The organism is Streptomyces sp. RB17 (genome assembly GCF_009604455.1).
Lineage (GTDB): Bacteria > Actinomycetota > Actinomycetes > Streptomycetales > Streptomycetaceae > Streptomyces.
The window spans coordinates 368,803-391,469 of the sequence record NZ_WEGL01000004.1; the positions used below are offsets into that span (position 1 = coordinate 368,803).

Annotated in this window: 18 protein-coding genes; 9 read left to right on the plus strand and 9 right to left on the minus strand. The window is 73.2% G+C overall.

The genetic code is table 11. The annotated features are described in order from the left end of the window. Positions 1–31: 31 nt before the first annotated feature. The 4 genes from SRB17_RS19610 to SRB17_RS19625 form a co-directional block, all read right to left on the minus strand. A complete protein-coding gene (locus tag SRB17_RS19610; RefSeq protein ID WP_153540426.1) occupies positions 32–1,975 on the minus strand; it encodes an FUSC family protein in 1,944 nt (647 codons plus the stop codon). A 453-nt stretch (positions 1,976–2,428) separates the two neighbouring features. Then, positions 2,429–3,385 carry an endonuclease/exonuclease/phosphatase family protein gene (locus SRB17_RS19615; RefSeq protein ID WP_323375956.1) on the minus strand — a complete coding sequence of 319 codons (957 nt, stop codon included), beginning with the start codon at positions 3,383–3,385 and terminating at the stop codon, positions 2,429–2,431. A gap of 221 nt (positions 3,386–3,606) precedes the next feature. Next, entirely contained in the window at positions 3,607–4,572 is a 966-nt protein-coding gene (locus SRB17_RS19620; protein WP_323375957.1) for a hypothetical protein, read from the minus strand. 286 nt (positions 4,573–4,858) lie between these two features. Continuing rightward, entirely contained in the window at positions 4,859–5,341 is a 483-nt protein-coding gene (locus SRB17_RS19625) for a hypothetical protein (protein WP_153540430.1), read from the minus strand. A 155-nt stretch (positions 5,342–5,496) separates the two neighbouring features. On the opposite strand from SRB17_RS19625, the gene SRB17_RS19630 reads away from it, so the two are divergent. Together SRB17_RS19630 and SRB17_RS48505 are read left to right on the plus strand one after the other, a co-directional pair. Next, on the plus strand, positions 5,497–6,687 hold the full coding sequence (locus SRB17_RS19630) for a PP2C family protein-serine/threonine phosphatase (protein ID WP_323375958.1): 1,191 nt from the start codon (positions 5,497–5,499) through the stop codon (positions 6,685–6,687). 100 nt (positions 6,688–6,787) lie between these two features. Continuing rightward, on the plus strand, positions 6,788–8,698 hold the full coding sequence (locus tag SRB17_RS48505) for a hypothetical protein (protein WP_416237068.1): 1,911 nt from the start codon (positions 6,788–6,790) through the stop codon (positions 8,696–8,698). Between the two features lie 46 nt (positions 8,699–8,744). Here the strand turns inward: SRB17_RS48505 and SRB17_RS19645 are convergent, their stop codons facing one another. Beyond that, positions 8,745–9,989, minus strand: coding sequence for an amidohydrolase (locus tag SRB17_RS19645; protein ID WP_153540434.1), 1,245 nt, complete (start codon positions 9,987–9,989; stop codon positions 8,745–8,747). 565 nt (positions 9,990–10,554) lie between these two features. On the opposite strand from SRB17_RS19645, the gene SRB17_RS19650 reads away from it, so the two are divergent. Then, positions 10,555–11,898, plus strand: coding sequence for a helix-turn-helix domain-containing protein (locus SRB17_RS19650; RefSeq protein WP_153541188.1), 1,344 nt, complete (start codon positions 10,555–10,557; stop codon positions 11,896–11,898). An 11-nt stretch (positions 11,899–11,909) separates the two neighbouring features. Here SRB17_RS19650 and SRB17_RS19655 read toward each other — a convergent pair whose 3' ends face one another. Beyond that, positions 11,910–12,692, minus strand: coding sequence for a hypothetical protein (locus SRB17_RS19655; protein WP_153540437.1), 783 nt, complete (start codon positions 12,690–12,692; stop codon positions 11,910–11,912). 406 nt (positions 12,693–13,098) lie between these two features. Between SRB17_RS19655 and thrS the strand changes: the two genes are divergently transcribed. The 3 genes from thrS (at position 13,099) to SRB17_RS19670 (ending at position 17,113) form a co-directional block, all read left to right on the plus strand. Continuing rightward, positions 13,099–14,331 carry a threonine--tRNA ligase gene (gene thrS, locus SRB17_RS19660; RefSeq protein ID WP_153540439.1) on the plus strand — a complete coding sequence of 411 codons (1,233 nt, stop codon included), beginning with the start codon at positions 13,099–13,101 and terminating at the stop codon, positions 14,329–14,331. Positions 14,332–14,381: 50 nt separating this feature from the next. Beyond that, positions 14,382–15,350 (plus strand): nucleoside hydrolase, encoded by a 969-nt coding sequence (locus tag SRB17_RS19665; protein ID WP_323375959.1) that lies wholly within the window; start codon positions 14,382–14,384, stop codon positions 15,348–15,350. Between the two features lie 104 nt (positions 15,351–15,454). Beyond that, entirely contained in the window at positions 15,455–17,113 is a 1,659-nt protein-coding gene (locus SRB17_RS19670) for a glycoside hydrolase family 13 protein (RefSeq protein WP_153540441.1), read from the plus strand. On the opposite strand, the gene SRB17_RS19675 is transcribed toward SRB17_RS19670, so the two are convergent. Then, positions 17,110–17,838, minus strand: a complete 729-nt coding sequence (locus tag SRB17_RS19675) for a DUF4142 domain-containing protein (RefSeq protein ID WP_153541192.1) — start codon at positions 17,836–17,838, stop codon at positions 17,110–17,112. The two genes, SRB17_RS19670 and SRB17_RS19675, sit on opposite strands and share 4 nt — an antisense overlap. A 212-nt stretch (positions 17,839–18,050) precedes the next feature. Between SRB17_RS19675 and SRB17_RS19680 the strand changes: the two genes are divergently transcribed. Further along, positions 18,051–18,761: a DUF6445 family protein gene (locus tag SRB17_RS19680; protein ID WP_153540443.1), complete on the plus strand. Its 711-nt coding sequence runs from the start codon at positions 18,051–18,053 to the stop codon at positions 18,759–18,761. A gap of 194 nt (positions 18,762–18,955) precedes the next feature. Here SRB17_RS19680 and SRB17_RS19685 read toward each other — a convergent pair whose 3' ends face one another. Together SRB17_RS19685 and ctaD are read right to left on the minus strand one after the other, a co-directional pair. Continuing rightward, positions 18,956–19,300 (minus strand): cytochrome C oxidase subunit I, encoded by a 345-nt coding sequence (locus SRB17_RS19685; RefSeq protein WP_323375960.1) that lies wholly within the window; start codon positions 19,298–19,300, stop codon positions 18,956–18,958. Continuing rightward, positions 19,297–21,012, minus strand: coding sequence for a cytochrome c oxidase subunit I (ctaD, locus tag SRB17_RS19690; RefSeq protein WP_323375961.1), 1,716 nt, complete (start codon positions 21,010–21,012; stop codon positions 19,297–19,299). Before ctaD ends, SRB17_RS19685 begins: the two co-directional genes overlap by 4 nt. 193 nt (positions 21,013–21,205) lie before the next feature. Here ctaD and SRB17_RS19695 point away from each other — a divergent pair, with 193 nt between their 5' ends. Together SRB17_RS19695 and SRB17_RS19700 are read left to right on the plus strand one after the other, a co-directional pair. Next, positions 21,206–21,904 carry a DUF4328 domain-containing protein gene (locus tag SRB17_RS19695; protein WP_323375962.1) on the plus strand — a complete coding sequence of 233 codons (699 nt, stop codon included), beginning with the start codon at positions 21,206–21,208 and terminating at the stop codon, positions 21,902–21,904. Positions 21,905–21,996: 92 nt separating this feature from the next. Next, positions 21,997–22,662, plus strand: a complete 666-nt coding sequence (locus SRB17_RS19700) for an SDR family NAD(P)-dependent oxidoreductase (protein WP_194294059.1) — start codon at positions 21,997–21,999, stop codon at positions 22,660–22,662. The last annotated feature ends 5 nt before the right edge of the window (positions 22,663–22,667 follow it).

Below are 22,667 nucleotides of genomic sequence, written 5' to 3' on the forward strand. Positions count from 1 at the left end.
CCAGGACGGACACGTAAGGTTAGCGAAGCTCTCAGTGGGGAGAAGCGATCGCCCGGGCCGCCGCGACTTCCTGGCGGAGCGGCTCCAGGACGCTGCCCGCGGGGCCGGTGAGGTCCGTGCGGACCGGGGTGAGCGTCTCCGCGTTCCGTACGCCCTCCGACAGCTCCCGGAGTTGCAGTACCACCTGCGCGATCTCGGGCGAGGACGGGGGCGGTGTCCCGTGCCGCACGCGGACGCGGGCGGCCGTGGTCGCGTCGACGATACGTTCCACCGCCACGACCAGCGGCCACCACGCGGCGGCACGGCGGCCGGTCGGCGGTGGTTCGGTCAGGGCCCGCTGGAACTCCGTACGGATCACCGACAGGTCGCGGTAGAGGCGGCGGCGCATGCGGGCCCGCTCGGCGGGGTCCCCGTCGGCGGCGAACGCCGTCTCCACGTACCGCGCCGTGTCCGCCACCGCGTCGGCCAGGCGGTCGCCGACCCTGGTGCGCCAGCTCTCCGGCCACAGGAGGTAGCCGGCGGTCAGGGCGATCGCGCAGCCGAGGAGTGAGTCCGCCAGGCGAGGGAGGAGCAGGGCTGTTCCCTGGTGGTTCAGGATGTCCGACAGCAGGAGGATCACCGGGGTGATCGCTGCCGTCTGGTAGCCGTAGCCGCGGGGGGTCAGCGCCGGGATCAGGGGCGCCAGGAGCAGCATCACGAGCACGTCCCACCAGCCCAGCGGGACCTCCGCCAGGACCACCGCCGCGATCACCAGGCCCGCCACCGTGCCGAGGGCCCGTAGCAGGGCGCGGGAGAAGACCGAGCCGAAGTCCGGCTTCAGCACGAAGGTGATCGTCAGGGCCACCCAGTAGGACCGGGGAACGGGGATCAACGACACCAGGGCCTGGGCGATGCCGATGCACAGCGCCAGGCGCAGGCCGTAGCGCCAGGAGTTGGCCGACAGTACGACGTTGCGGGCCGCCCGCGCCGTGCGGATGCCCAGTGCGGCGGGGCGGCCCAGGCGGTCGTCGATGCCCCGGGGGTCCACGTCGGGGGCCGTCACCACCTCGGCCATGTGGCGCAGGGCGTGGTCCACCGCGCGGGCCGTCTCCGTCGTCGGCACCGGGAGGTCCAGGGCCGGCGGACCGGTGTGGCCCGTTTCCACCGCCCGGGCCAGGTGGTGGACCGCCTCGGGGATTTCGAGCGGCAGGGGGCGGGCTGCCAGATGGGCCGCGGGGGCCACCTCCAACACCGGCGTGATGGCGTTCAACTGGGCCAGCAGACGGGTGAGGTCGCGGCTGCGGCCGTGGTGGCGGGCGCGCCGGGCCAGGATCAGGTCGTAGGACTGGTTGAGGGACTGGGTGACGGTACGGCGGGCCTCGTCGTACTCCTCGACGTGGTCCGTGCCGGAGACGGCGAGGAGCCCGGCGACGGCGCGGTAGGCGGCCGCCACCGCCGTGCGTTCGGGTACGCCCGAGCGGAACGGCCAGGCCAGCAGGGCGAGGAGGAGGACCAGCAGGCCGCCGCCCGTCATCAGGGCCGGGGCCAGCCACCAGGGGTGGGGGAGCGGGAGACCCGCGCCGATCACGCAGTTGAGCAGGAGGAGCAGGCCGGAGACCGAGGCGACCGCGCCGATCGTCGAGATCATGCCGGAGAGCAGGGCGATCCCGGTCACCACGGCCACCGCGTACCAGCCGTGGCCGTACACCAGCGCGCCCAGCGTCACACCGACCGCGCCGAAGAGCTGCGGGACGGCGATGTTGAGGATGCGCATGCGGTAGGCGTCGGCGGTGTCGCCGATGACGCCCGACAGGGCGCCCATGGAGGCGAGCGCGCCGTACGCCGGGTGGCCGGTGGCGAGGCCGGCTGCCAGGGAGAGGGCCATCGCCACGGCGGCGCGGGCGACGGCGGCCTTGTTGACGGGGGCCTGCTGGGGGCGGAGGTTCCGGACCAGCCAGTCGGGAGGGGTGAGGCCGATGGGGAACTCGCGCGACATGCGGCCATTATCGCCGGTTCGCTCCGGACCGACCGGAGTCGTCCCAGGCCCACGGCCTGGTCCGGCGCGGGTCGTCCGTGGGTTCCGCGTCCTGGTCCGGTGCGGGCCGTCCGTGGGTTCCGTGTCCTGGTCCGGCTCGGGTCGTGCGCCCCTCTCCCGTGCTGGTCCAGTCGGTCGTCCGCCGGTTTCTGTCCTGGTGCACCTGGGGGGCGTGGTCCCCGGTCCCCGCTCCGGCCCACCGGGGGTCGTGCCACGGTCCCCGCTCTGGTCCATGAAGGCCGTCCGCCGGTCCCCCGGTCTTCCTGGCCTCTGTCCCTGAACCCGCCCCCGGTCCTCCCGGCCTCCGTTCCCGACCCCGACCCCGCCCTCGTCTTCCTGGCCGCCGACCCCGCCCCACCCTCGCCCCCGGAGTCCTCCGCAGGCCCACCCGAAGTCCTCCGCGGTCCACCGGAGTCATCCGCGCCGGTGGAGGGTGACGTCCACGACGAGGGCGCGGTGGTCGCTCCCGGGGACGCGGAGGAAGCGGGCGTCGGTCGCGGTGAAGTCCGGGGAGAGCAGGACGTGGTCGATCTGGGTGCCGACGACGGAGGCGGTGCGCGCGGGCCAGCTGGCGGTGTGGTCGTGTCCGGCGAGACGGGCGGCGTCGGTCAGGCCGGTGTCGAGGACGCGGCGGAAGGCCGCGTGGTCCTGGGTGGCGTTGAAGTCGCCGGCCAGGATGGTGGGCGTACGGCGGTCGGCGGCCGCGAAGGCGCTGAGCCTGCCGAGTTCGCGCTGCCACAGGCCGACCTGGTCGGGCAACGGCGGCATGGGATGGGCGAGTTGGAGGCGTACGGCGTGGCCGTGCACGTCGGCGACGGCGCCGGGCATGCCCATGATGCCGGGGACACCGGCCGTCGGCGTCAGGGGATAGCGGCTGAGGATGAGCGAGCCGTGGGAGCCGGCCGCGCGGACCGCCTGCCGGTACGGGTAGACGGTCGCGAAGTCGCCCTCCAGCGTGGCCTGGCAGCTGAACTCGCACTCCTCGACGAAGACGATGTCCGGGCGGCGGTCCCGGATCCGCGGGACGAGGGCGGGGGTGCCGCGCCCGAACTCCACGTTGGAGGTCAGCACGCGCAGGGTGGCGAGCGGCCTGCCGCCGGGGCCGGCGGTGTCGTCGTACGGCTGGAGGTACCAGGTGAGCACGCCGAGTACGACGGCCCCGCAGACCAGGCCCGGCCACCAGCGGGTGAGCAGTGCGCAGAGCAGGGCGAAGCCGGTCGGCACGAGCAGCCAGGGCAGGAAGGCGAGCAGCTGGGGTACCGGGGTGACGCCGTCGGTGTCGGCGACCCGGCAGCCGATGACCACGCCGACCCCGGCGAGCAGCAGTCCGGCACACCAGATACCGAGCCTGCGTCCGGGGTGACGGGTCACGGGCCGAGCCTACGGCGGGCGTTCCACCGCGCGCCAGGAAACGGTTCACGGCCGTCCACGCGTCGGCGAACCGGTCCCCGAAGTCCCAGGCTTGGCGGCGGACTTGCACCTCGCCCCGGTAGCGCCGCCGCCACGGTGTCTCCGGGGTGGTGTCGGGTCGTACGCGCCGAACCCCCGGCGGATATCCACAGGCTGGGGACGGTGTGTGCCGGAGGTCCGCCTCAGGCCTGGGCTTGGGTCGGCGTCGGGGTCGGAGAGGAGCTGGGGGACGGGGGTGACGCCGGCGGGGCGGAGGGGGGCGTGGGGCGGGGCAGGTGGAGGCGGCGGGTCAGCCATGTGGTCAGCCCCACCGTGAGGCCCAGGCCGAGCAGGAGCCAGGCCACCGTGCGCAGGGTGCCGGTGAGGGCGTCGTAGACCGCGCCGGCCGCCGGGTGGGGGACGCCGGCGGGCAGGCCGGCGAGGGTGAGGCTCCGGCCGACGGCCACGGCCAGGGCCAGCGCGCCGCCGCCCAGGGCCGTGCCCAGCGCGGTCGCGGCGACGGCGTGACGGCGGTGGACGGCGAGGGCGATCCCGCCGGCGGCGAAGGCGACGGCCGCCACCGGCAGCCAGAAACCGGCGACTTCGAGCACGTGGAAACCCTTCCGGAATGAGGCGAGTTCGCTTGCGGGGAGGACGGAGACCGCGGTGTGCTCCACCGGGATGCGCGCGGCGAGCGGCACATGGTCCCGGGTCAGCTGACGCTTGACCTGGTCCGTGACGGGGGCGAAGTCGATGGTGACCGCCCGTCCGGCCGCAGCGTCGCCCTCCTCCTCGCGCAGGGCGCGCAGGACCGCGTCGTGGGTGACCCGGTTGCCGGTGACCCAGGCCAGCCGGAAGGCCTCGGTCCGGGTGAAGGAGCGCACCGCGTCCCGCACGAAGGGGCGGAGGGAGCCTCCCCCAGAGGGGGTACCCCCAGCCGGGCGGACGTCCAGATGCTGGTCCACCGCGCGCAGGATGCCCTCACCGACCGTGTCCGCGACGGCCTCCCGCACGTTCGGGTCGGCCGCCAGCGGCGCCATCGCGCTGACGTACCGGCCCGTGTCGGCGAGCCCGTACGCCGCCCAGGCCGCCAGCGCGCCGAACGGCACGAGGAGGCAGGACAGGGCGAGCAGTACGGCCGACAGGGCGCTCCTGAGACGTGGGGGCACGCTTCCAGACAACGGCCCCGCGGGCGTGGACGCGAGCGGAGCGCGTGCGTTCGGGGCAAGACCCGCACCCCTTGGCGGAACTGGGGATTCCGATCTCCGGTGGAGGGTTCACCCGAACGGGTGTTTCCTGGTGTGGGGGAGGAGACCGGTGCAAGGCCGGGTGAGGGAAGTGGGGAACACGGGGGAGGCGTGGGCCCCGGCCCGCCGGGACCCACGCCCACAACCCCACACAACCCCCCACAACGCCCCTCAACACCCGCCGCAACACCCGCGCGGCCCGCCCGGGTCAGCGGACCCGGTTCCCGAACGCGTCCTCGCGCGTGTAATAGCGGTAGAAGAACGTGCCGAAGGTGCACCCCGCGACGAGCAGCGACATCATCACGGTCCGCCAGACCGAGTGCGGCGTCTGGATGTACAGGAAGCCGAACGCGATGCCCACGAATGCCGACCACAGCAGCGCGTGCACCTCCCTCGCCATCCGCGGGGCCAGCCTCAGCAGGGCGATGGACACCACCGCGAACACCAGCGCGCTGAGCCAGCCGAGCAGCAGGTTCCCGCCGGTGATGGAGCCGCCCTGGCGGGCGTCGGCCGCGACCCAGTAGCCGTAGACCAGGCCCAGCAGGACCGGAACGGCGAAGTGGGCGACGCGGTGGGTGCGCGCGTCGAAGACGTCGGGCGGGTGCGTGCGCCGGCCACCGGGAACCCGTTCTCCGATCGCCCTGCGGCCGGGGCGGGACATGCCGCCGGGCGCGGGTGCCGCTTGAGCCATGAGAGCACTCCTCTCTCTCCTCGCCCCCGCCTTCCAGAGCACACCTGGGGGCACGGCCTGGCAAGTCGGCCAGGAGAGTGACGAGTGCCCGGATGCGGCGGGTTCTCTCCCGTGTTTCGCTGGGAGACGCCGAGAGACATGGAGGGCTGTCCGCCGTGACGGACATCGAGTACGGCCGGCGGCGCCAGCTCCTGCGCGTGCGCGGCCGGAACGTCGGCTGGGTGCCGCCCCTGCTGCTGCTCGTCGGCATCGTGCTGGTGGACTTCAACACCAGCGAGCACTTCCGGATCATCACCTGGATCGTGCTGGTCCCCGGCACGGCCGCCGCGATCTGCGGGGTGCGGACGACGGGCGCCTTCGCCGTGCTGGCGGTGGTGACGTACGTCGCCGCCGACAGCGCCTGGCCGGGCCAGTACCAGGCCGGTCTCGGCGACTTCGTGCTGGTCGCCGTCGGCGGCCTGCTGGCCGTGGTGGCCTGCGCGGTGCGGCTGCGCAAGGAGCGGCAGACCCTGCACATCCAGGACATCGCCGAGACGACCCGCCGTACCGTGCTGCGTCCGCTGCCGTCGCCCTGGGCCGGAGTGGAGCACGCCGGGGTGTACCTGGCGGCCGACGTCGACGCCCGGGTCGGCGGCGACTTCTACGACATCCAGCCCAGCCCGCACGGCACCCGCCTCTTCGTCGGCGATGTGCAGGGCAAGGGGCTCGGCGCGGTGGAGACCGCCGCCGCGCTGCTCGGCACCTTCCGCGAGGCCGCCTACCACGAGGCGGACCTCGCGACCGTCGCCGAGCGCCTGGAGATCCGGATGCTGCGGCACCGCATGCACACCACCGCGCTCGGCCGTGGCGACGGCGACCGGTTCGCCACCGCCGTGCTGATCGGCTTCCCCGACGACGCGGCGGAGCGCATCGAGGTCGTCAACTTCGGGCATGAGGCCCCGCTCGCAGTCGGCCCGCGCGGAGTGCGTGAGCTGCCCAGCGGCGAAGGGCTGCCGCTCGGCTTCGCCGACCTCTTGGGCGGTCTGCCGCCCGTGCACCGGGTGCCGCTCGCCGCCGACGAGACGCTGCTGCTGGTCACGGACGGGGTGACCGAGGCCCGCGACCGGCGGGGCACCTTCTATCCGCTGGCTCTGGAGCTCGCGCCCGAGGTCGCCGCCGGGCCGGAGCACACCGACCCCGCGCGGCTGGTCCGGTGGGTCCGCGACGGTGTGTTGCGGCACAGCGGCGGCCGGCTGAACGACGACACCACGGTGTTCGCCGTACGGAGGGTGCGGGGGGAGTGGGGGGAGCGGGGGGTGCCAGGGGTGGTGGGCCGGGGCGGCGACGAGGGACGGTCGGGGTCCTGACGCCTTCCTGTGCCTGCCTGTGTTCTCCTGAGGCGCGCGTTTGCAGCCGCAGCGGTTACGGTGCTGGCTGGAGAGCGTGGATATAGGGGGAGGACCACCGATGCCCGGGACCGTGCTGCTGCTCGCTGCCTCGCCGCTGGGCCGGGGGCGCCTGGTGGACGCGGCCGGCGTGCTGCCGGTGCTGGCCGCCGTCGCCCCCGCCGTGCTGTCCGGCACCGACACCGCGAACGTCGTCGAACTCGCCGACCCGCTGGAGCCGCAGGCCGTGCTGACCCGGCTGCGCGCCGCCGCGGCCGCGCCGGGACCGCTGACCTTGTACATCGCCGGGCAGCTCCAGCTGGACCGGCGGCAGCGGCTGCCGCATCTGGCGCTGGCGCGGACCACCGCGGCGACGGTGCGCTACACCGGGTTCCCGTGGCACTGGATACGGGAGGAGCTGCGGTTGCGCTCCGCTGTGGACACGGCGCTGGTCGTGGATCTGCATGCGGAGGGGGAGGCGTGGCGGTACGTGGCCGAACGTGGGCTGGAGTGCGGTGCGCATGCGGCCGTTTACGGTCGTGTCGCGCCGGGGGGTGGGCGGCGGGGGGTGGCTGAACCGGGGTACATGAAGGCCGTGGCCACGTTGCTGCGCAGTGGGTACCGGCCGCCGCTTCCTCGGTTGCACGAACAGGCGTTGGGGCGGATCGCCGAGTCCAGTGCGGGGCGGGACCTGGTGCTGACCGTTCCTGGGGGCTCCGCCCCCAGACCCCCGTTCTCCCACCCGCCCACCCGACTCGGTCGGCCGGAAGCCCAGGCCCCCGCCACACCCGGCACCGAGCAGCCCCCACATGCCGTCACACAGGTCCCGGCACCATTCGAGGCCACGCGGGCCTCGACCGCCGCCGAGCAAGTTCCGGCCGGGGTCAAGCGAGCCCCGACCGCCCTCGAGCAGGTCCAGCCCGGGGTCGAGCAGTCTCCGCCCGGCGTCGAGCAGACCTCGCCCGGGGTCGAGCAGTCTCCGCCCGGCGTCGAGCAGGCCCCGCCTGGGGTCGAGCAGGTCCAGCCTGGGGTCGAGCAGGCCCCGCCTGGGGTCGAGCAGTCTCCGCCCGGCGTCGAGCAGGTCCAGCCCGGGGTCGAGCAGTCTCCGCCCGGCGTCGAGCAGACCTCGCCCGCCACCACCAACCCCGACCCTTACGCCGTCAGGCGACTTCCCCGCGCCGTCGGTCAGGTCCCGGGCGCCGGTGAGCAGGACCCGGCTGGCGTCGAGCAGGTCCGGCTCGCCACCGACCCCGACCCTTACGCCGTCGTGCGGGTCCCTCGCGCCGTCGGTCAGTTCCCGTACGCCGGTGAGCAGGACCCGGCTGGCGCCCAGCAGGTCCCCCGTGCCGGTGAGCAGGTCCCGCCCGCCACCGACCCCGCCCCTTACGCCGTCAGGCGGGTCCCCCGCGGCGGTGAGCAGGACCCGCCCGCCACCGACCCTTACGCCGTCAGGCGGGTCCCCCGTGCCGGTGAGCAGGACCCGCCCGGCGCCCAACAGGTCTCGCCCGCCGCCGACCCCCGCCCCCGCCCCCGCCCCTATCCCGCCCAGCGAGCCGCCGGCGCCGGCCGTCGGGATCCGCACGCCGTCATCAGTGCCGCCGTGCAGGACGGGCGGCATGGTGATGCTGATGGGCTGGCCGCCGAGCAGGAGCGGCTTGCTGTGCGGGACCATGGGCCGGCCTCCGACGAGGCTCTGCACTGGGCCGAAGTCCGGGCGGATCTCGCGATGTTCGCGGGGGACGCGGTGCGTAGTTGCCGGGCTTGGCTCGGCGTGGCCGGGGTGCGGCTGGCCGCCGGGCAGGCGGTGGACGCGCCCGCCGTGGAGGCGGCCGTGGACCGGGCGCACCATCAGTGGGGCCGGATCGCGGACGCGGCGCGAGCCCGTGAACTCGGGCCCGCGCTCGCGGAGTTGCGGCTGCGGGTGCCGGGCCGCCGGCAGGGCGCGCTGGAGAACGTCCGGCGGCAGCTGCGGCAGCTTCAGGCCGCCCGGTAGGGCCCGGAAAGCAGCAGTAGGCCCCCGGAGGGTCCCTGTCCCGGGATCACGCCGGTGACAACAGCGCCAGGGCGCCGGAGACGAGGGTGCGGACGCCGGGGGCGATGACGGATAGGTCGGGGGCGAAGTGCGGGCTGTGGTTGCTCGGTACTGCCGCGAACTTCTCCGGGAGGGTGCCGCCGGGAGCCTTGTCCCACACCTCGGCGGGGGTCGTGGTCACGAACCAGTACGAGTACGGGATGGCGCCGTCGAGCGCCAGCGCGGGGAAGTCCTCGCTGCCCATCGCCGGACCCGGGTCGAACACCGTGCCCGCGCCGAAGACCTCCCCGTGCACCGCGGCCACCGTGGCGTCGGTGGGCGCGTCGTTCATGGTCACCGGGAAGGTGTTGCCGATGGCGACGTCGGGTTCGCGCGGGCAGCCGGCGGCCAGGCACTCGCCGTGCGCGATGCGCCGGATCGCGGCCAGCATCCGCTGCCGTACCTCCTCGGACTGGCTGCGCAGGTTCAGCGAGATGCGGGCCTCGGACGGGATGATGTTGTGCCGGGTGCCGGCCTCGATCCGGCCCACGGTGAGGACCGCGGACTCGCCCGCGGCGAGCTCCCGGGAGACGACCGTCTGGAGGCGGGTGACCAAGTAGGCGGCGGTGACGACGGGGTCCACCGTCGCCTCCGGGCGCGAACCGTGCCCGCCACGGCCGTGCACCACGATGTCCACGTCCGTCGCCGCCGACATGATCAGGCCCGGCGCGTGCGGGTACAGGCCCGCCGGGCCCGGGGCGGCATGCTGTCCGAGCAGCACGTCCGGCCGCCCGAACCGCTCGTACAGCCCGTCCGCGATCATCCGCGCGGCGCCCTGCCCGGTTTCCTCGGCCGGCTGGCCCACCACCAGCAGGGTGCCCTGCCAGGTCTCCCGCCCGGCGGCCAGGGCCTCGGCGGCGCCGGTCAGCCAGGTGACGTGCAGATCGTGCCCGCACGCGTGCATCACCCCGTCCGCCTGCGAGGCGTACGGCAGCCCGGTGGCCTCCTGGACCGGCAGCGCGTCCATGTCGGCCCGCAGCAGCACGGTCGGCCCGTCGCCGTTGGCCAGCCGGCCCACGATCCCGGTGCCGCCGACGCCCTGTGCCGTCTCGTACCCGGACTTCGCCAGCCGCCCGGCCAGTGTCCCGGCGGTGCGGTGCTCGCGCAGGGACAGCTCGGGGTGGCGGTGCAGGTCGCGGTAGAGGTCCTCCAGGTCCGGCACCGGGAGGTCGGAGGTCAGGTCCAGGGCGGTACGGGCGGCGGCAGAGGTCATGGCGCGAGCGTAGGCCTCCGGCGGTTACGCCGACACCCCCACCTGCGCGGAGTCGGGCCGTCCCGCTCGGGAGCAACGTGGATCCGGCCGGGGGAAAGCGGGCGGCTCGGGCCCGCCCGCGGGCCGGGGAGGGCCCCAGATCATTCTCCCCTGGTGGCCGGCCGGCCGGGCGGCGACGCGGACGGGGATTGGTGGATCCGTTCCGGCGGCTGGACGGGACGGCCAGGTCGCGTGTGCCCGGGGTGGAACAGATCTGCCGATCGCTGGAGCCGGTCCGTCAGCGGTGGGCTGTCGGGGCCGGGGACGTGGCGTGTGTGCGTGGGGGTGTGGACGCCGCGCGGGCCGGGCCCGCGTTCGCCGCGAGGAGCAGGGCTGTCGTGGCGATCAACGCGGCGGTTACGGCCCTGCGGGCGGTGGTGTTTCCGTAGGGTGCGGATGTACGTCCGGGCACGGCGACCTCGCAACACGACAGCGACGTATTAAGCAGACTTAATCCGCCGTTTAACCTAGGGGCTGAACGGGCCGAACGGCAAGGGGTGCCAACGGAGTTGGGGTGAGCGGGGTAATGCGCGAACGGGACGACCCTGCGGTCATCGGGCGGCGGGTACAGGAATTGCGCACCCAACAAGGGCTGACGCAACGACAGTTGGCGGAGCCCGCCTACACACCCGCCTACATCTCCACCGTGGAGGCCGGCCGGGTGCGGGCGTCCGACGAGGCGCTGCGGCACATCGCCGGTCGGCTCGGCGTGGCCTTCGAGGAACTGGCCGTCGGGCAGCCCGCCCACCTCGCCACCGACCTCAGGCTGCGGCTCACCGAGGCCCAGCGGCTGCTCGCGGACGGCAGGGCCGAGGAGGCCGCCGGCCAGTACGCGGGGCTGCTGGCGGAGGCGGAGACCCATGGGCTGGGCTGCGAGCAGGCCACCGCGCTGCTCGGTCTCGGCGAGTGCGCCCTGGAGACCGGCGAGCTGGAGAGGGCCCGGGAGTTCTTCGAGCGCGCCGAGGCGCAGCTCGCGGACGAGTCGTTGCCGGTGCGTGTGCCTGCCCTCCGGGGGCGAGCCGTCGCCCACTATCTCGCCGGTGAACTGCGGTACGCGGTCTATCTTCTGGAGTCGACGCTCGACGAGCTCAACCGCGGCGGACTGCACGATCCCGACGCGCTGCTCCTGCTCTACGCCAGCGTCATCGGGCCGTACATGGACATGGGCGCGCACGCCCGTGCCGCCCAGGCCGCCGAGTTCGCCCTCGCGCTCGCGCCGCAGGCCGGCGATCCCGCGCTGATCGCCCGGATGCACCGCTCGGTGGCCCGCACCCTGATCGCCGAGGGCCGGGTCGGCGAGGCCGACGCCTCGCTCGCCAAGGCGGCCGAGCTGTACCGCCGGCTGCGCTTGCGCACCGAGCTGGCCAACTGCCACTGGATGCGCGGTTACGTCTGCGTCCAGAACGGCGAACTGGAGCGAGCGGAAGCCGAGTTGCGCCAGGCGTACGCCATGCTCTCGGAGAGCCGGGCCGCCCTCTACCGCAGTCAGGCCGCTGTCGAACTGGCCGATGTCCTGCACCGCCGTGGCAAGTCGGAGGAGTCCGCCGTACTCCTGGAGGGCGTCCTCGGCGACTTCTCCTCCGAGCGCGGCGCGGTCCACGCGGCCGCGGCCCACCGCCTGCTCGGCATCATCGCCGAGGACGCCCGGGACACGGAGGCCGCCGAGGAGCACTACGTCCGCGCGCTCAGCCTGCTGGAACGCGCGGGTGCCGCCGGCGACCTGGCCGACCTGTGCCGCCTCCTCGGCGACCTGTTCCGCCGCACGGGTCGTGTCGAGGCGGCGCTGGACGCCTACCGCACCGGTCTCGGTCACCGTACGGCGCCGGGTACGACGACGCTGGGTCCGGCACCGGCGCAGCCGCCGCTGTAGGACCCGGCGGGTCAGACCTGGGCCCGTCCCTGCTTGCGGATGTCCGCCAGGCGCAGGGCGCCGATCTGGACGGCGGCCTGGGTCGCGTCGTTCGGTACGTCGCCCAGGCCGCCGTTGGTGAGGGTGAACGCGTCCTGGCCGACCCGGACGGCGGCCACGTCCAGCGTGAGCACGGCGTGCCGGTCGTCGGAGTCGGTGGCGGCGATGCTGACCCGCAGGCCCTGGCGCGCGTCCCCGACCGCCGGCAACGGGGCCTCGGTGACCTGGACGTCCTCCGTGATGCCGGTCTGCGTGCCGGCCGTGAACCGCGCGCACCGCGCCGGCATCGTCTTCAGCCAGGCGAGCGCCGCGTTCACGTCGGCGGGGCGGCGGGCGGCGATCTGGTAGCGCAGCTGGGCGTCGGTGTCGGCGTCGTCCAGGCCGATGGCGACGCGGCCGGGGCCGCCGAGGAGTTCGTCGGTGTAGAGGGCGTCCAGCAGCCGCTGGCACTCGCCGGCCGAGGTGTTCGCCTTCAGCAACTGGTCCCGCCAGGTGGCCGCGCCGCGGGTCGCCGTCCAGGGGGCGCCGAGGTCGGACTGGGTCAGGAGTGCGGCCTGCGCCTGCTCGTCGGTGAGGGTGGAACCGTCGGCCCGCGTGGACGCCTTCGCCGACGGCGACGGCTTGTCGATCGTCGGGAGGGGCTGGGGCGCGGTCTCCGGCTGCTTCAGACCGAAGGCCGCGCAGCCGCCCATGGCGAGGAGTCCGGCGACGATCAGCCAGAACAGGAGGCTGCGGGGGCGTATCGCGTCGGTCATGGAGGTGCCTCCTGGGCTGCGGGCCGGCGGCGGGTGGCTTCTGGGCTCCTGCCGGTGGGGTGCCTGCGGATGTGGTGCCTGTGCCTGCTGATGCGTGCCTGATCTCACGGCACCACCGCCCCGACCGGCCCACCAGCGCTCCGGGCCCGTCCGGGTGAGCGGCCCGGGGGATCCGGGTGGGCGGCCCGGCGGATCCCGGTGAGCTGCCCGCGGAAAATGCGTCGAGCCGGTGCTTCGGCGCTGCTACGGTTGCCGTATGCAGCGCGCCCAGCAGTGCCCGAAGAGCACGACGACGCCGGAGACCGTCCCGGCGCGCTGACACCTGACCAGCATCGAAGCCCCGGGGCGAACGCCCCGGGGCTTCTGCGTGCCGTGGGCGTTCGCTCCCTCAGTGAGGAGACCCCCCATGAACGCGAACGCCCCACTCCCCGACCACCGCCGCCTCGGCCGCGAGCTCGGTCTGTTCGACACCGACCCGCTGATCGGCGCGGGCCTGCCGTACTGGCTGCCGGACGGCGCGGTCGTGCGGCACACCCTGGAGGAGTACATCCGCGAGGCCGAACGCCGGGCCGGGTACCGGCACGTGTACTCGCCCGCGCTCGGCAAACGGGAGCTGTACGAGATCTCCGGGCACTGGGACCACTACAGCGACGACATGTACCCGCCGATGAAACTCGGTGCGGAGGAGGTCGTCCTGCGGCCCAGCCTGTGCCCCCACCACGCCCTGATCTACCGCTCCCGCTCCCACGGCTACCGGGAACTGCCCCTCCGCATCGCCGAGTTGGGCGGCATGCACCGCGCCGAGCTGTCGGGCGTCCTCGGCGGGCTGACCCGGGTGCGCGCCATCCAGCTCAACGACGCGCACATCTTCTGCACCCTGGACCAGGCGGTGGACGAGGCCCGCGCCGCGCTGGAGCTGATCGCCCGCGCCTACGCCGACCTGGGCATCGAGGCCGTACGGCACCGGCTGTCGCTGCCCGGGGAGGGCGGGAAGTACGTCGCCGACCCGGAGCTGTGGCGCCGGGCCACCGAGCTGCTGCGGGAGGTGCTGGACGCGTCCGGCGTGGAGTACGAGGAGGCGGAGGGCGAGGCCGCCTTCTACGGCCCGAAGATCGACGTGCAGATCGCCGACCCGGCCGGCCGCGAGTCCACCCTGTCCACCGTGCAGATCGACTTCCACCAGCCGGCCCGCTTCGACCTGCACTACATCGGCGCGGACGGCGCCAGGCACCGGCCGGTCATGGTGCACCGCAGCATCATCGGCAGCGTCGAGCGGGCCGTCGCCCACCTGATCGAGGCGCACGCCGGCGCCTTCCCGGCCTGGCTGGCGCCGGTGCAGCTGGTGGTGCTGCCGGTCGCCGAGGAGCAGGTGGAGCAGGCGGCGGCGGTCGTGCGCGCGGCGGTGGAGCTGGGCCTGCGGGCCGAGCTCGCGGGCCCCGAGCAGGGCAGCCTCGGCGCCCGCATCCGCGCCGCGCGGCTGGTGCCGTACCAGGCGGTGACCGGCGCGCGGGAGGCCGCGGCGGGCCAGGCCGCCGTACGGCTGCGGGACGGGCGTAGGCCCGGTGAGCTGCCGGTGCCCGAGCTGCTGCGGCGGATCGCCGCACGGGTGGCCGCACGCGGCACCGCCCTGTGGGAGTGACCGTACGGATCCGCACTGATCTAAGGTCGGCTCGACGGAAGGAGTCAGCCGTGACCGGTCAGCCCATCCCCGTGATCATCGACTGCGACACCGGTGTCGACGACGCCCTCGCCCTGCTGCTCGCCGTGCGCCACCCGGGCCTCGATCTGCGGGCGGTGACCTGCGTGGCCGGGAACACGGACGTCGACGGCGTGGTCCGCAACACCCTGACCGTGCTGGAGCGGGCGGGCGCCCCGGACATCCCGGTGGGCCGGGGCGCCGAACGCCCGCTGATCGAACCGGCCCGCTCGGCGCAGCACGTGCACGGCTCCGACGGCATGGGCGACCTGGGCCTGCCCGCACCGCGACGCACCGCGTCCGAGCTGGACGCCGTGACGCTCCTGCACCGGGAGATCCTGGCCTCCCCGCGCCCGGTCACCCTGATCCCCACCGCGCCCCTGACGAACATCGCCCTGCTCCTGCGCACCCATCCGGAGGTGACCCGCAACATCGAGCGGATCGTCTTCATGGGCGGCGCGGTGAGCGTCGGCAACGCCACGCCGGTCGCCGAGTTCAACGTGTGGCACGATCCGGAGGCGGCGGCGATCCTGCTGACGGCCGGGGTGCCGATCACGATGTACGGGCTCGACGTCTTCATGCAGGTGGTCGTGCCCGCCCCGGAGGTCCACCGATTGCGCACGAGCAGCGACCCCGGGACCCGCCTGGCCGGCGAACTGCTCGCCCACCGGCCGGCCGCACAGGGCGAGGCCCCCGAGGCGGAGGAGGCGGGCGGCCTCGGTGACGCGGGCGCGGTCTGTGCGGTCGCCGACCCGCAGGGCATCACCACCCGTCTGCTGCCGGTCGAGGTCGCCCTGGCACCCGGCCCGGGCCGGGGCCAGACGATCGTCGACCGCCGCCCCCGCCCCGGCGAGTCCGAGATCCACCAGGGCAGACGCGAACAGCCCCTGGTGGACGTCGCGTTGGAGGTCGACGCGGGCCGCTACGTGAAGCTGTACCTGGAGACGGTGGAGCGGCCCTGAGCCGCGCTGCGCCACAGCGGAGCGGCACGCCCCCTCAAGGTTCCTTTTCCGGGCAATGTGGACAGATTCCCTGTATCGTCGTCCACCCCCCGAAGGGATCACGTATGGCAGACCGCTCCCCGGACCTCTCCTCCAAGAACCCCGACTGGTGGCGCCAGGCCGTCATCTACCAGGTCTATCCCCGCAGCTTCGCCGATGCCGACGGCGACGGGCTCGGGGATCTGCGCGGGATCACCCAGCGTCTGGACCACCTCGCCGGCCTCGGTGTCGACGCCCTGTGGCTGAGCCCCTTCTACCCCTCGGAACTGGCCGACGGCGGCTACGACGTCGCCGACCACCGGGACGTCGACCCCCGCCTCGGCACCCTGGACGACTTCGACGCGCTGGTCGGCGAGGCCCACCGGCTCGGCCTGAAGGTCGTCGTCGACATCGTCCCGAACCACACCTCGCACCGGCACCCCTGGTTCCGGGAGGCGCTGCGGGCCGCGCCCGGCTCCCCGGCCCGCGAGCGGTACGTCTTCCGCCCCGGCCGGGGCGCACACGGCGAACTCCCTCCCACCGACTGGCAGTCCGTCTTCGGCGGCAGCGCCTGGAAGCGGACCCCGGACGGCGAGTGGTACCTGCACCTCTTCGCCCCCGAACAGCCCGACCTCAACTGGGACGACGAGGGCGTCCGCGCCGACTTCCGCACCACCCTGCGCTTCTGGTCCGACCGGGGCGTCGACGGCTTCCGCGTCGACGTCGCCCACGGCCTCGCCAAGGACCTCGCCGAGCCGCTGCGGGACATCGGGAACATCGGCGCCACCGGCGAGACGGCCCTGCCGCTCGTCACACCGGGCAGCCACCCGTACTGGGACCGCGACGAGGTGCACGAGATCTACCGGGACTGGCGCAAGGTCTTCGACGCCTACCGTCCCCCGCGCACCGCCGTCGCCGAGGCCTGGGTCCCGGGCCCCCGCCGTGCCCTGTACGCCCGCCCCGACGAACTCGGCCAGGCCTTCAACTTCGAGTACCTGGAGGCCCGTTGGGACGCCGGTGACCTCCGCCGGGTCATCACCGACGAGCTGGCCACCGCCCGGGCCGCCGGCACCACCGCCACCTGGGTGCTGTCCAACCACGACGTCGTACGCCACGCCTCCCGCCTCATGCTCCCGCCCGGCACCGATCCGGCCGCCTGGCTGCTGTCCGGCGGCAGCGCACCCGCGATCGACACCGGGGCCGGGCTGCGCCGGGCCCGCGCGGCGACCCTGCTCATGCTGGCGCTGCCCGGCTCGTCGTACCTCTACCAGGGCGAGGAGCTCGGCCTGCCCGAGGTCGCCGACCTGCCCACCGACGTGCTCCAGGACCCGATCTGGGAGCAGACCGGCCATGTCCGCAAGGGCCGCGACGGCTGCCGGGTGCCGCTGCCGTGGACGACGACCGGGCCGTCGTACGGCTTCGGGCCGGGCGCCGCCTGGCTGCCGCAGCCGTCCTCCTTCGCGGCGTACGCCGTGGAGGCGCAGACGGAGGTGGAGGGCTCGATCCTGGAGCTGTATCGCACGGCCCTGCGGCTGCGCCGCAAACTGCTGGAGGGCGAGACGCTGACGTGGACGCCGGACGCCCCCGCCGGCGTGCTGGACTTCACCCGCTCCGAGGGCTGGCGCTGCGTGACCAACCTCGCCGACGGGCCGGTACCGCTGCCGCCGGGGGACGTGTTGCTGGCCAGCGCGGCCCTGCCCGGCACGCGGACGCTGCCACCGGACACGACCGTCTGGCTGGCCTAACCCACCGTCGGACTCGGGCTCGGCCCCGCCGAGGGGTTGCCGCCGGTCAGCCCGCTGAGGTCGACGGGGGTCGACGTGGCGTTCGGGGGCGGGGTGAGCACCACCTCCGGCTGGCCGGCGGCCGGGGGCGGCGGGGTCAGGTCGGAGTTGGGCAGCTTGGGCGGGGTGGTCTGCTGGAAGATGGTCTGGTCGAAGTCGACAAGACCGGTCTTCTCCATCACCGTCATATGGTCCAGCACCGTGTCGTTGGCCTGGTCGGCGAGAGCGCGCACCAGCGAGTTCTTGGTGGTGGACCGGATCTTCGAGATCGTGTTGAAGATCGAACCGTGTGTCATCCGCAGGATGTTGGCGAAGTCGCTGTCGAACTTCTTCCCGCTGTCCGCCTTCAACTGGCTGACGAAGCCCTGCTGCTGGGGGCTGGGCAGGTCGGGCAGCGTGATGTTCAGCATCGGCGCGATCTTGCGGCAGGTGGTGTCCAGCGCCGCGTGCCCGTCGACCAGGTGCTTGCTGGCCGTGATGACGCCCGGTGTGGTGCCCTTCTGCAGCCCCATCTGCCCCACCGGGTACTCCCACAGACCGGCGGCCCGCACCTTCACCACGAAGTCCCGGTCCTGCTCGGTGAGCGGCCCCCACTGGGTGTTGGAGATGACGCGGTCCTGCGCGGTGGACACCTTGCCCAGGCCGAGCATGCTCGGGTAGGCGAGTGCCACGAGGGTCATGGCCATCGCACCGCCCACGAAGAGCGTTCCCGTCGCGTTCCGCGAAAAGCGCACCGTGCCTCCTGCCCGGTCGTGGATCCCGCCCGCGGCGTCGGCGCAGGGCGGTTCGGACGCACAGCAGTACGGATGCGGGGGCCGTTCGTATCGGTGCGGCAGGTAAAGAAGAGTTGACCATTCCTCGGCAGCGGCGGGACGAGACGTTGGCATAGATTCGCCGCATGCCCCCACAGCCACCAGCGTCCCGCATGCCGGCCGGCCGCGCCCCGGCTCCCGCCTCCCTTCCCGTCCTGCCCTACCGCAAGCCCACCAAGGGCCGCGACTACTGGGTCTTCGACGACGTCCTGCCCGAGGCGGACGCGGTGCGGGAGCGCTGCCTGGCCAAGGACGACTGGGTCAAGGGCTACCCGTACACCTCCGAGACCTGGCCCGGCCTGCGCGCCATGCCCGGCCTCGAGCCCGGTGAACTCGCCCGCGTCGAGAGCCTGGTGAAGCAGGCCACCGGGGCGAAGGAGCTGTGGGTGCAGCAGGCGCCCGGCGGCGGCACCCTCAACCACAACTGCGTCCAGGTGGTCGGCGAGGGCGAGAGCGAGCCCCGCCCGCACACGGACTCGCGGGCGCTGTGCCGGTACGCGGCCGTGCTGTATCTGAATCCCGGTGTCCCCAAGAACTGCGGCACCGCCTTCTACCGCCAGTCACTGCCCGGCGGCCGGCTCGGCGGCAACATCGTCCAGGCCCCGCACAACAACCTCGTCGAGGCCCTCGGCACGAGGTTCGTCCCGGCGAACCACTTCGAGGAAGACGTCCGGGTCCCCCACAAGTACAACCGTCTTCTCCTCTACAACGCCAACCTGGTGCACAGCGCGACGGGTTACTGCGGCACCACGCTGGAGGACAAGCGCATGACGGCGGTCTTCTTCTGGATGGCGTGACGCGCCCTACGGCCGTGCCGGACTGCGGGAGACCGCTGGACCGCGGAGTCGAGGGGCGGGAACATCGCCTGTATGGCCACTCTGATGGTGCTGCCGGTCCTGGTGCTGGTGATGTTCGTCTTCGGCGTGCTCGGCGACCGGCGCACACGACGGCGTGGCGATGCGAACGTTCCGGACGGTGGCGCCGGTCCCCGTCACAGGAGCAGTGACAGCGTCGCCATCGCCAGGCAGCCCGCGCACACCGCGAGGGTGACGGCGAGGCAGCGGCTGCGCAGTTCGCGGTAGCGGTGTTCGTACTCGGCGCGCAGTGACATGCAGCGGGCCGCGATGCGTTCCAGGTCGGCCCGGGCCCGGGTCAGGCCGTCGGCGACGTACCGGCGCTCGATCTCCTCGCGCTGCGCGGTCGTCAGCCACTCCAGGGGCCCGGTGAACTCCCGTGCGCGCTGCTCCGCCTCGGCGATGCGGGCCTGCCAGAGCAGGTATCCCTCGACCTCGTTGGCGAGTGCGTCGTCGGCTCCCTGCCGCGGCGGACCACTCACGCCTGTCCTCGGTCGGGCCGCGCCGGGAGCGGGTGCTCGTGCTCTCGCATCGCGATGTCGGGGTGGTGCAGGTCGAACGCCGGGGATTCCGAACGGATACGGGGGAGCGTGAGGAAGTTGTGCCGCGGGGGCGGGCAGGAGGTCGCCCACTCCAGGGAGCGGCCGTAGCCCCAGGGGTCGTCCACGGCGACCGGCTTGCCGTACCTGGCCGTCTTCCAGACGTTGTAGAGGAACGGCAGCATCGACAGGCCGAGCAGGAACGAGCCGATGGTGGAGACCGTGTTCAGGGCGGTGAAGCCGTCGGCCGCCAGGTAGTCGGCGTAGCGGCGCGGCATGCCCTCGGCACCGAGCCAGTGCTGGACCAGGAAGGTGGTGTGGAAGCCGATGAAGAGGGTCCAGAAGGTGATCTTGCCGAGGCGTTCGTCCAGCATCTTGCCGGTCATCTTCGGCCACCAGAAGTGGAAGCCCGCGAACATCGCGAAGACGACCGTGCCGAAGACCACGTAGTGGAAGTGGGCCACCACGAAGTACGAGTCGGAGACGTGGAAGTCCATCGGCGGGGAAGCGAGGATGACGCCGGTCAGGCCGCCGAAGAGGAACGTGACCAGGAATCCCACCGACCACAGCAACGGCGTCTCGAAGGAGAGGCTGCCCTTCCACATCGTGCCGATCCAGTTGAAGAACTTCACTCCGGTCGGTACGGCGATCAGGAACGTCATGAAGGAGAAGAAGGGGAGGAGGACGCCGCCCGTGACGTACATGTGGTGCGCCCACACGGTGAGGGACAGGCCGGCGATGGAGATCGTCGCGGCGATCAGGCCCATGTAGCCGAACATCGGCTTGCGGGCGAACACCGGGATGATCTCGGAGACGATGCCGAAGAACGGCAGAGCGATGATGTACACCTCAGGGTGGCCGAAGAACCAGAAGAGGTGTTGCCACAGCAGCGCCCCGCCGTTGGCCGCGTCGAAGACATGGGCGCCGAACCGGCGGTCCGCCTCCAGCGCGAACAGGGCGGCGGCCAGGACCGGGAACGCGAGCAGGACCAGTACGGCGGTCAGCAGCACGTTCCACACGAAGATCGGCATGCGGAACATGGTCAGTCCCGGAGCCCGCATGCAGATGATCGTGGTGACGAAGTTGACCGAGCCGAGGATGGTCCCGAAGCCGGAGAAGGCCAGGCCCATGATCCACAGGTCGCTGCCGACGCCCGGCGAGTGGACCACGTCCGTCAGCGGGGAGTAGGCGAACCAGCCGAAGTCGGCCGCACCGTCCGGGGTGAGGAAACCGCCGACCGCGATGAGCGAGCCGAACAGGTACAGCCAGTAGGCGAACATGTTCAGCCGCGGGAACGCCACGTCCGGCGCGCCGATCTGCAGCGGCATGATCCAGTTGGTGAAGCCGGCGAACAGAGGTGTCGCGAACATCAGCAGCATCACGGTGCCGTGCATGGTGAACAGCTGGTTGAACTGTTCGTTGGAGACGATCTGCAGGCCCGGCCGGGCCAGTTCGGCGCGCATGATGAGCGCCATCACGCCACCGATCAGGAAGAACGCGAAGGACGTCGCCAGGTACAGCGTGCCGATCGTCTTGTGGTCGGTGGTCGTCATCCACTTCACCATGACGCCGCCGGGCTGCCTGCCCCTGACCGGCACCTCGCTCTCGTAGGCGTCCTCGGCCGCGGCACCATGGGGTTCGTTGAGGATGCTCACAACTCGTCTGTCTCCTGATGCTCGCGGTCCGCGCATGACATGAAGTCGGCTACTTGCCATCCTTCGCCGCGCAACGGTGCACGCGTCGCCCGACGCGCGGCCGACCGCGTGACGGATGCACCCGGTCGGCGTAACGGCGCCTCGCCCCCGGAGTCCCTGGTGGCGCGCCGCTTTCGTGCGGCAGGATGGCGCGGTGACCGAAGAACAAGATCAGTCCGCTGCCCACTGGCTCACGTTCCGGCCGGTTCAGGTGACCGGGCGGCTGGCTGCCGGGGGACTGCTGCTCGCCGGGCTCGCCTGGCTCGTGCGAGCGGTGTGGGAGATACGGCTCGCCGTCGCGGGGGAGCCGGGCGACGGGCCGCCGGACCAGGGGAACGGGGTGCACCGGCCGCTCAACTCCCTGGAGGACTCGTACCACTGGGTGACCTCGCTGGGGGCCGGGCTCGCCCTGGTCTGTGCGCTGCTGTTCCTGTCCTGGCTGTGGCGGCTGCGGGACAACGCGCGGGCGCTGTCGGGGGAGACGCCGAAGTACCTGGGGTTCTGGGTGTATCTCGGGTGGGTCCTGCCCGTGTTCAATCTGTGGATTCCGCGCGGGATCGTCGCCGACGCGTTCCGCAGCAGCGCCCCCGGGCGCCGGCTCCCCCGCTCCGTCAACGTGTGGTGGGTGCTGTGGGTGCTCGGGACGTACGGCGGGGCGGGGGTCGTCTACCGCGACTCCACCGATGAGCTCATCGGACGTGCCTACAGCGAGGTGTGGCCGCTGCTCGCCTGCGACGCCGCCGTGGTGGGTGCCGCCGTCGCCGGCGCCCTCGCCGTGCGGGCCGTCACCGCCGTACAGGTGGAGCGGATCCGCGCGATCCGTGCTCAGGTGGCCGAGTCCGAGCCCGTGTAGCGCACCGGCTCGGACACGTCCGTCCCCACGCGGGCGTCATGGCGGGGGCCGGTGTGTGTGGAGGGGTGGCGGGTGCGGTACGGATGGTCGGTATGAGCAGTATCGCCATTGTGGGCGCGGGGTCCGGGCTCGGGGCCGCCGTCGCGCGGCGGTTCGGGCGGGAGGGATTCGCGGTGGCCCTCTTCGCCAGGGAACAGGAGCGGCTCGACGCGCTGGTGCGGGACCTCGACGGCAGCGGAGTGTCGGCCCGGGGGTTCGTCGCCGACGTGCGCAGGCCGGAGGAGCTGGCCGCGGCTCTGGGGCGGGCGGCGGCCGAGCTGGGGACCGTCGAGGTACTGCAGTACAGCCCGGTGCCGCACCGGGACTTCATGCGGCCCGTGCTGGAGACCAGGCACCGGGATCTGGTCGGGCCCATCGAGTTCTCCGTGTACGGCCCCGTCGCCGCCGTGCAGCAGGTGCTGCCGGGGATGCGCCGGCTGGGGCGCGGGACGATCCTCCTGGTCAACGGCGGGACCGCCGTCGTACCGCACACCGAACGGGCCGGGACGTCCATCGCGTTCGCCGCGGAGAGCGCGTACGGCCATCTGCTGCACGAGCGGCTGGCCGGCGAGGGCATCCATGTCGCGCAGCTGGTGATCCCGGGGGCGATCACTCCGGGGCACGCGCGCAAGGATCCGGCCGTGCTGGCGGAGACGCTGTGGGGCATGCACCGGGACCGGCACGGATTCCGGCACTTCGCCGACGATCTCGACAGCTGACCCGG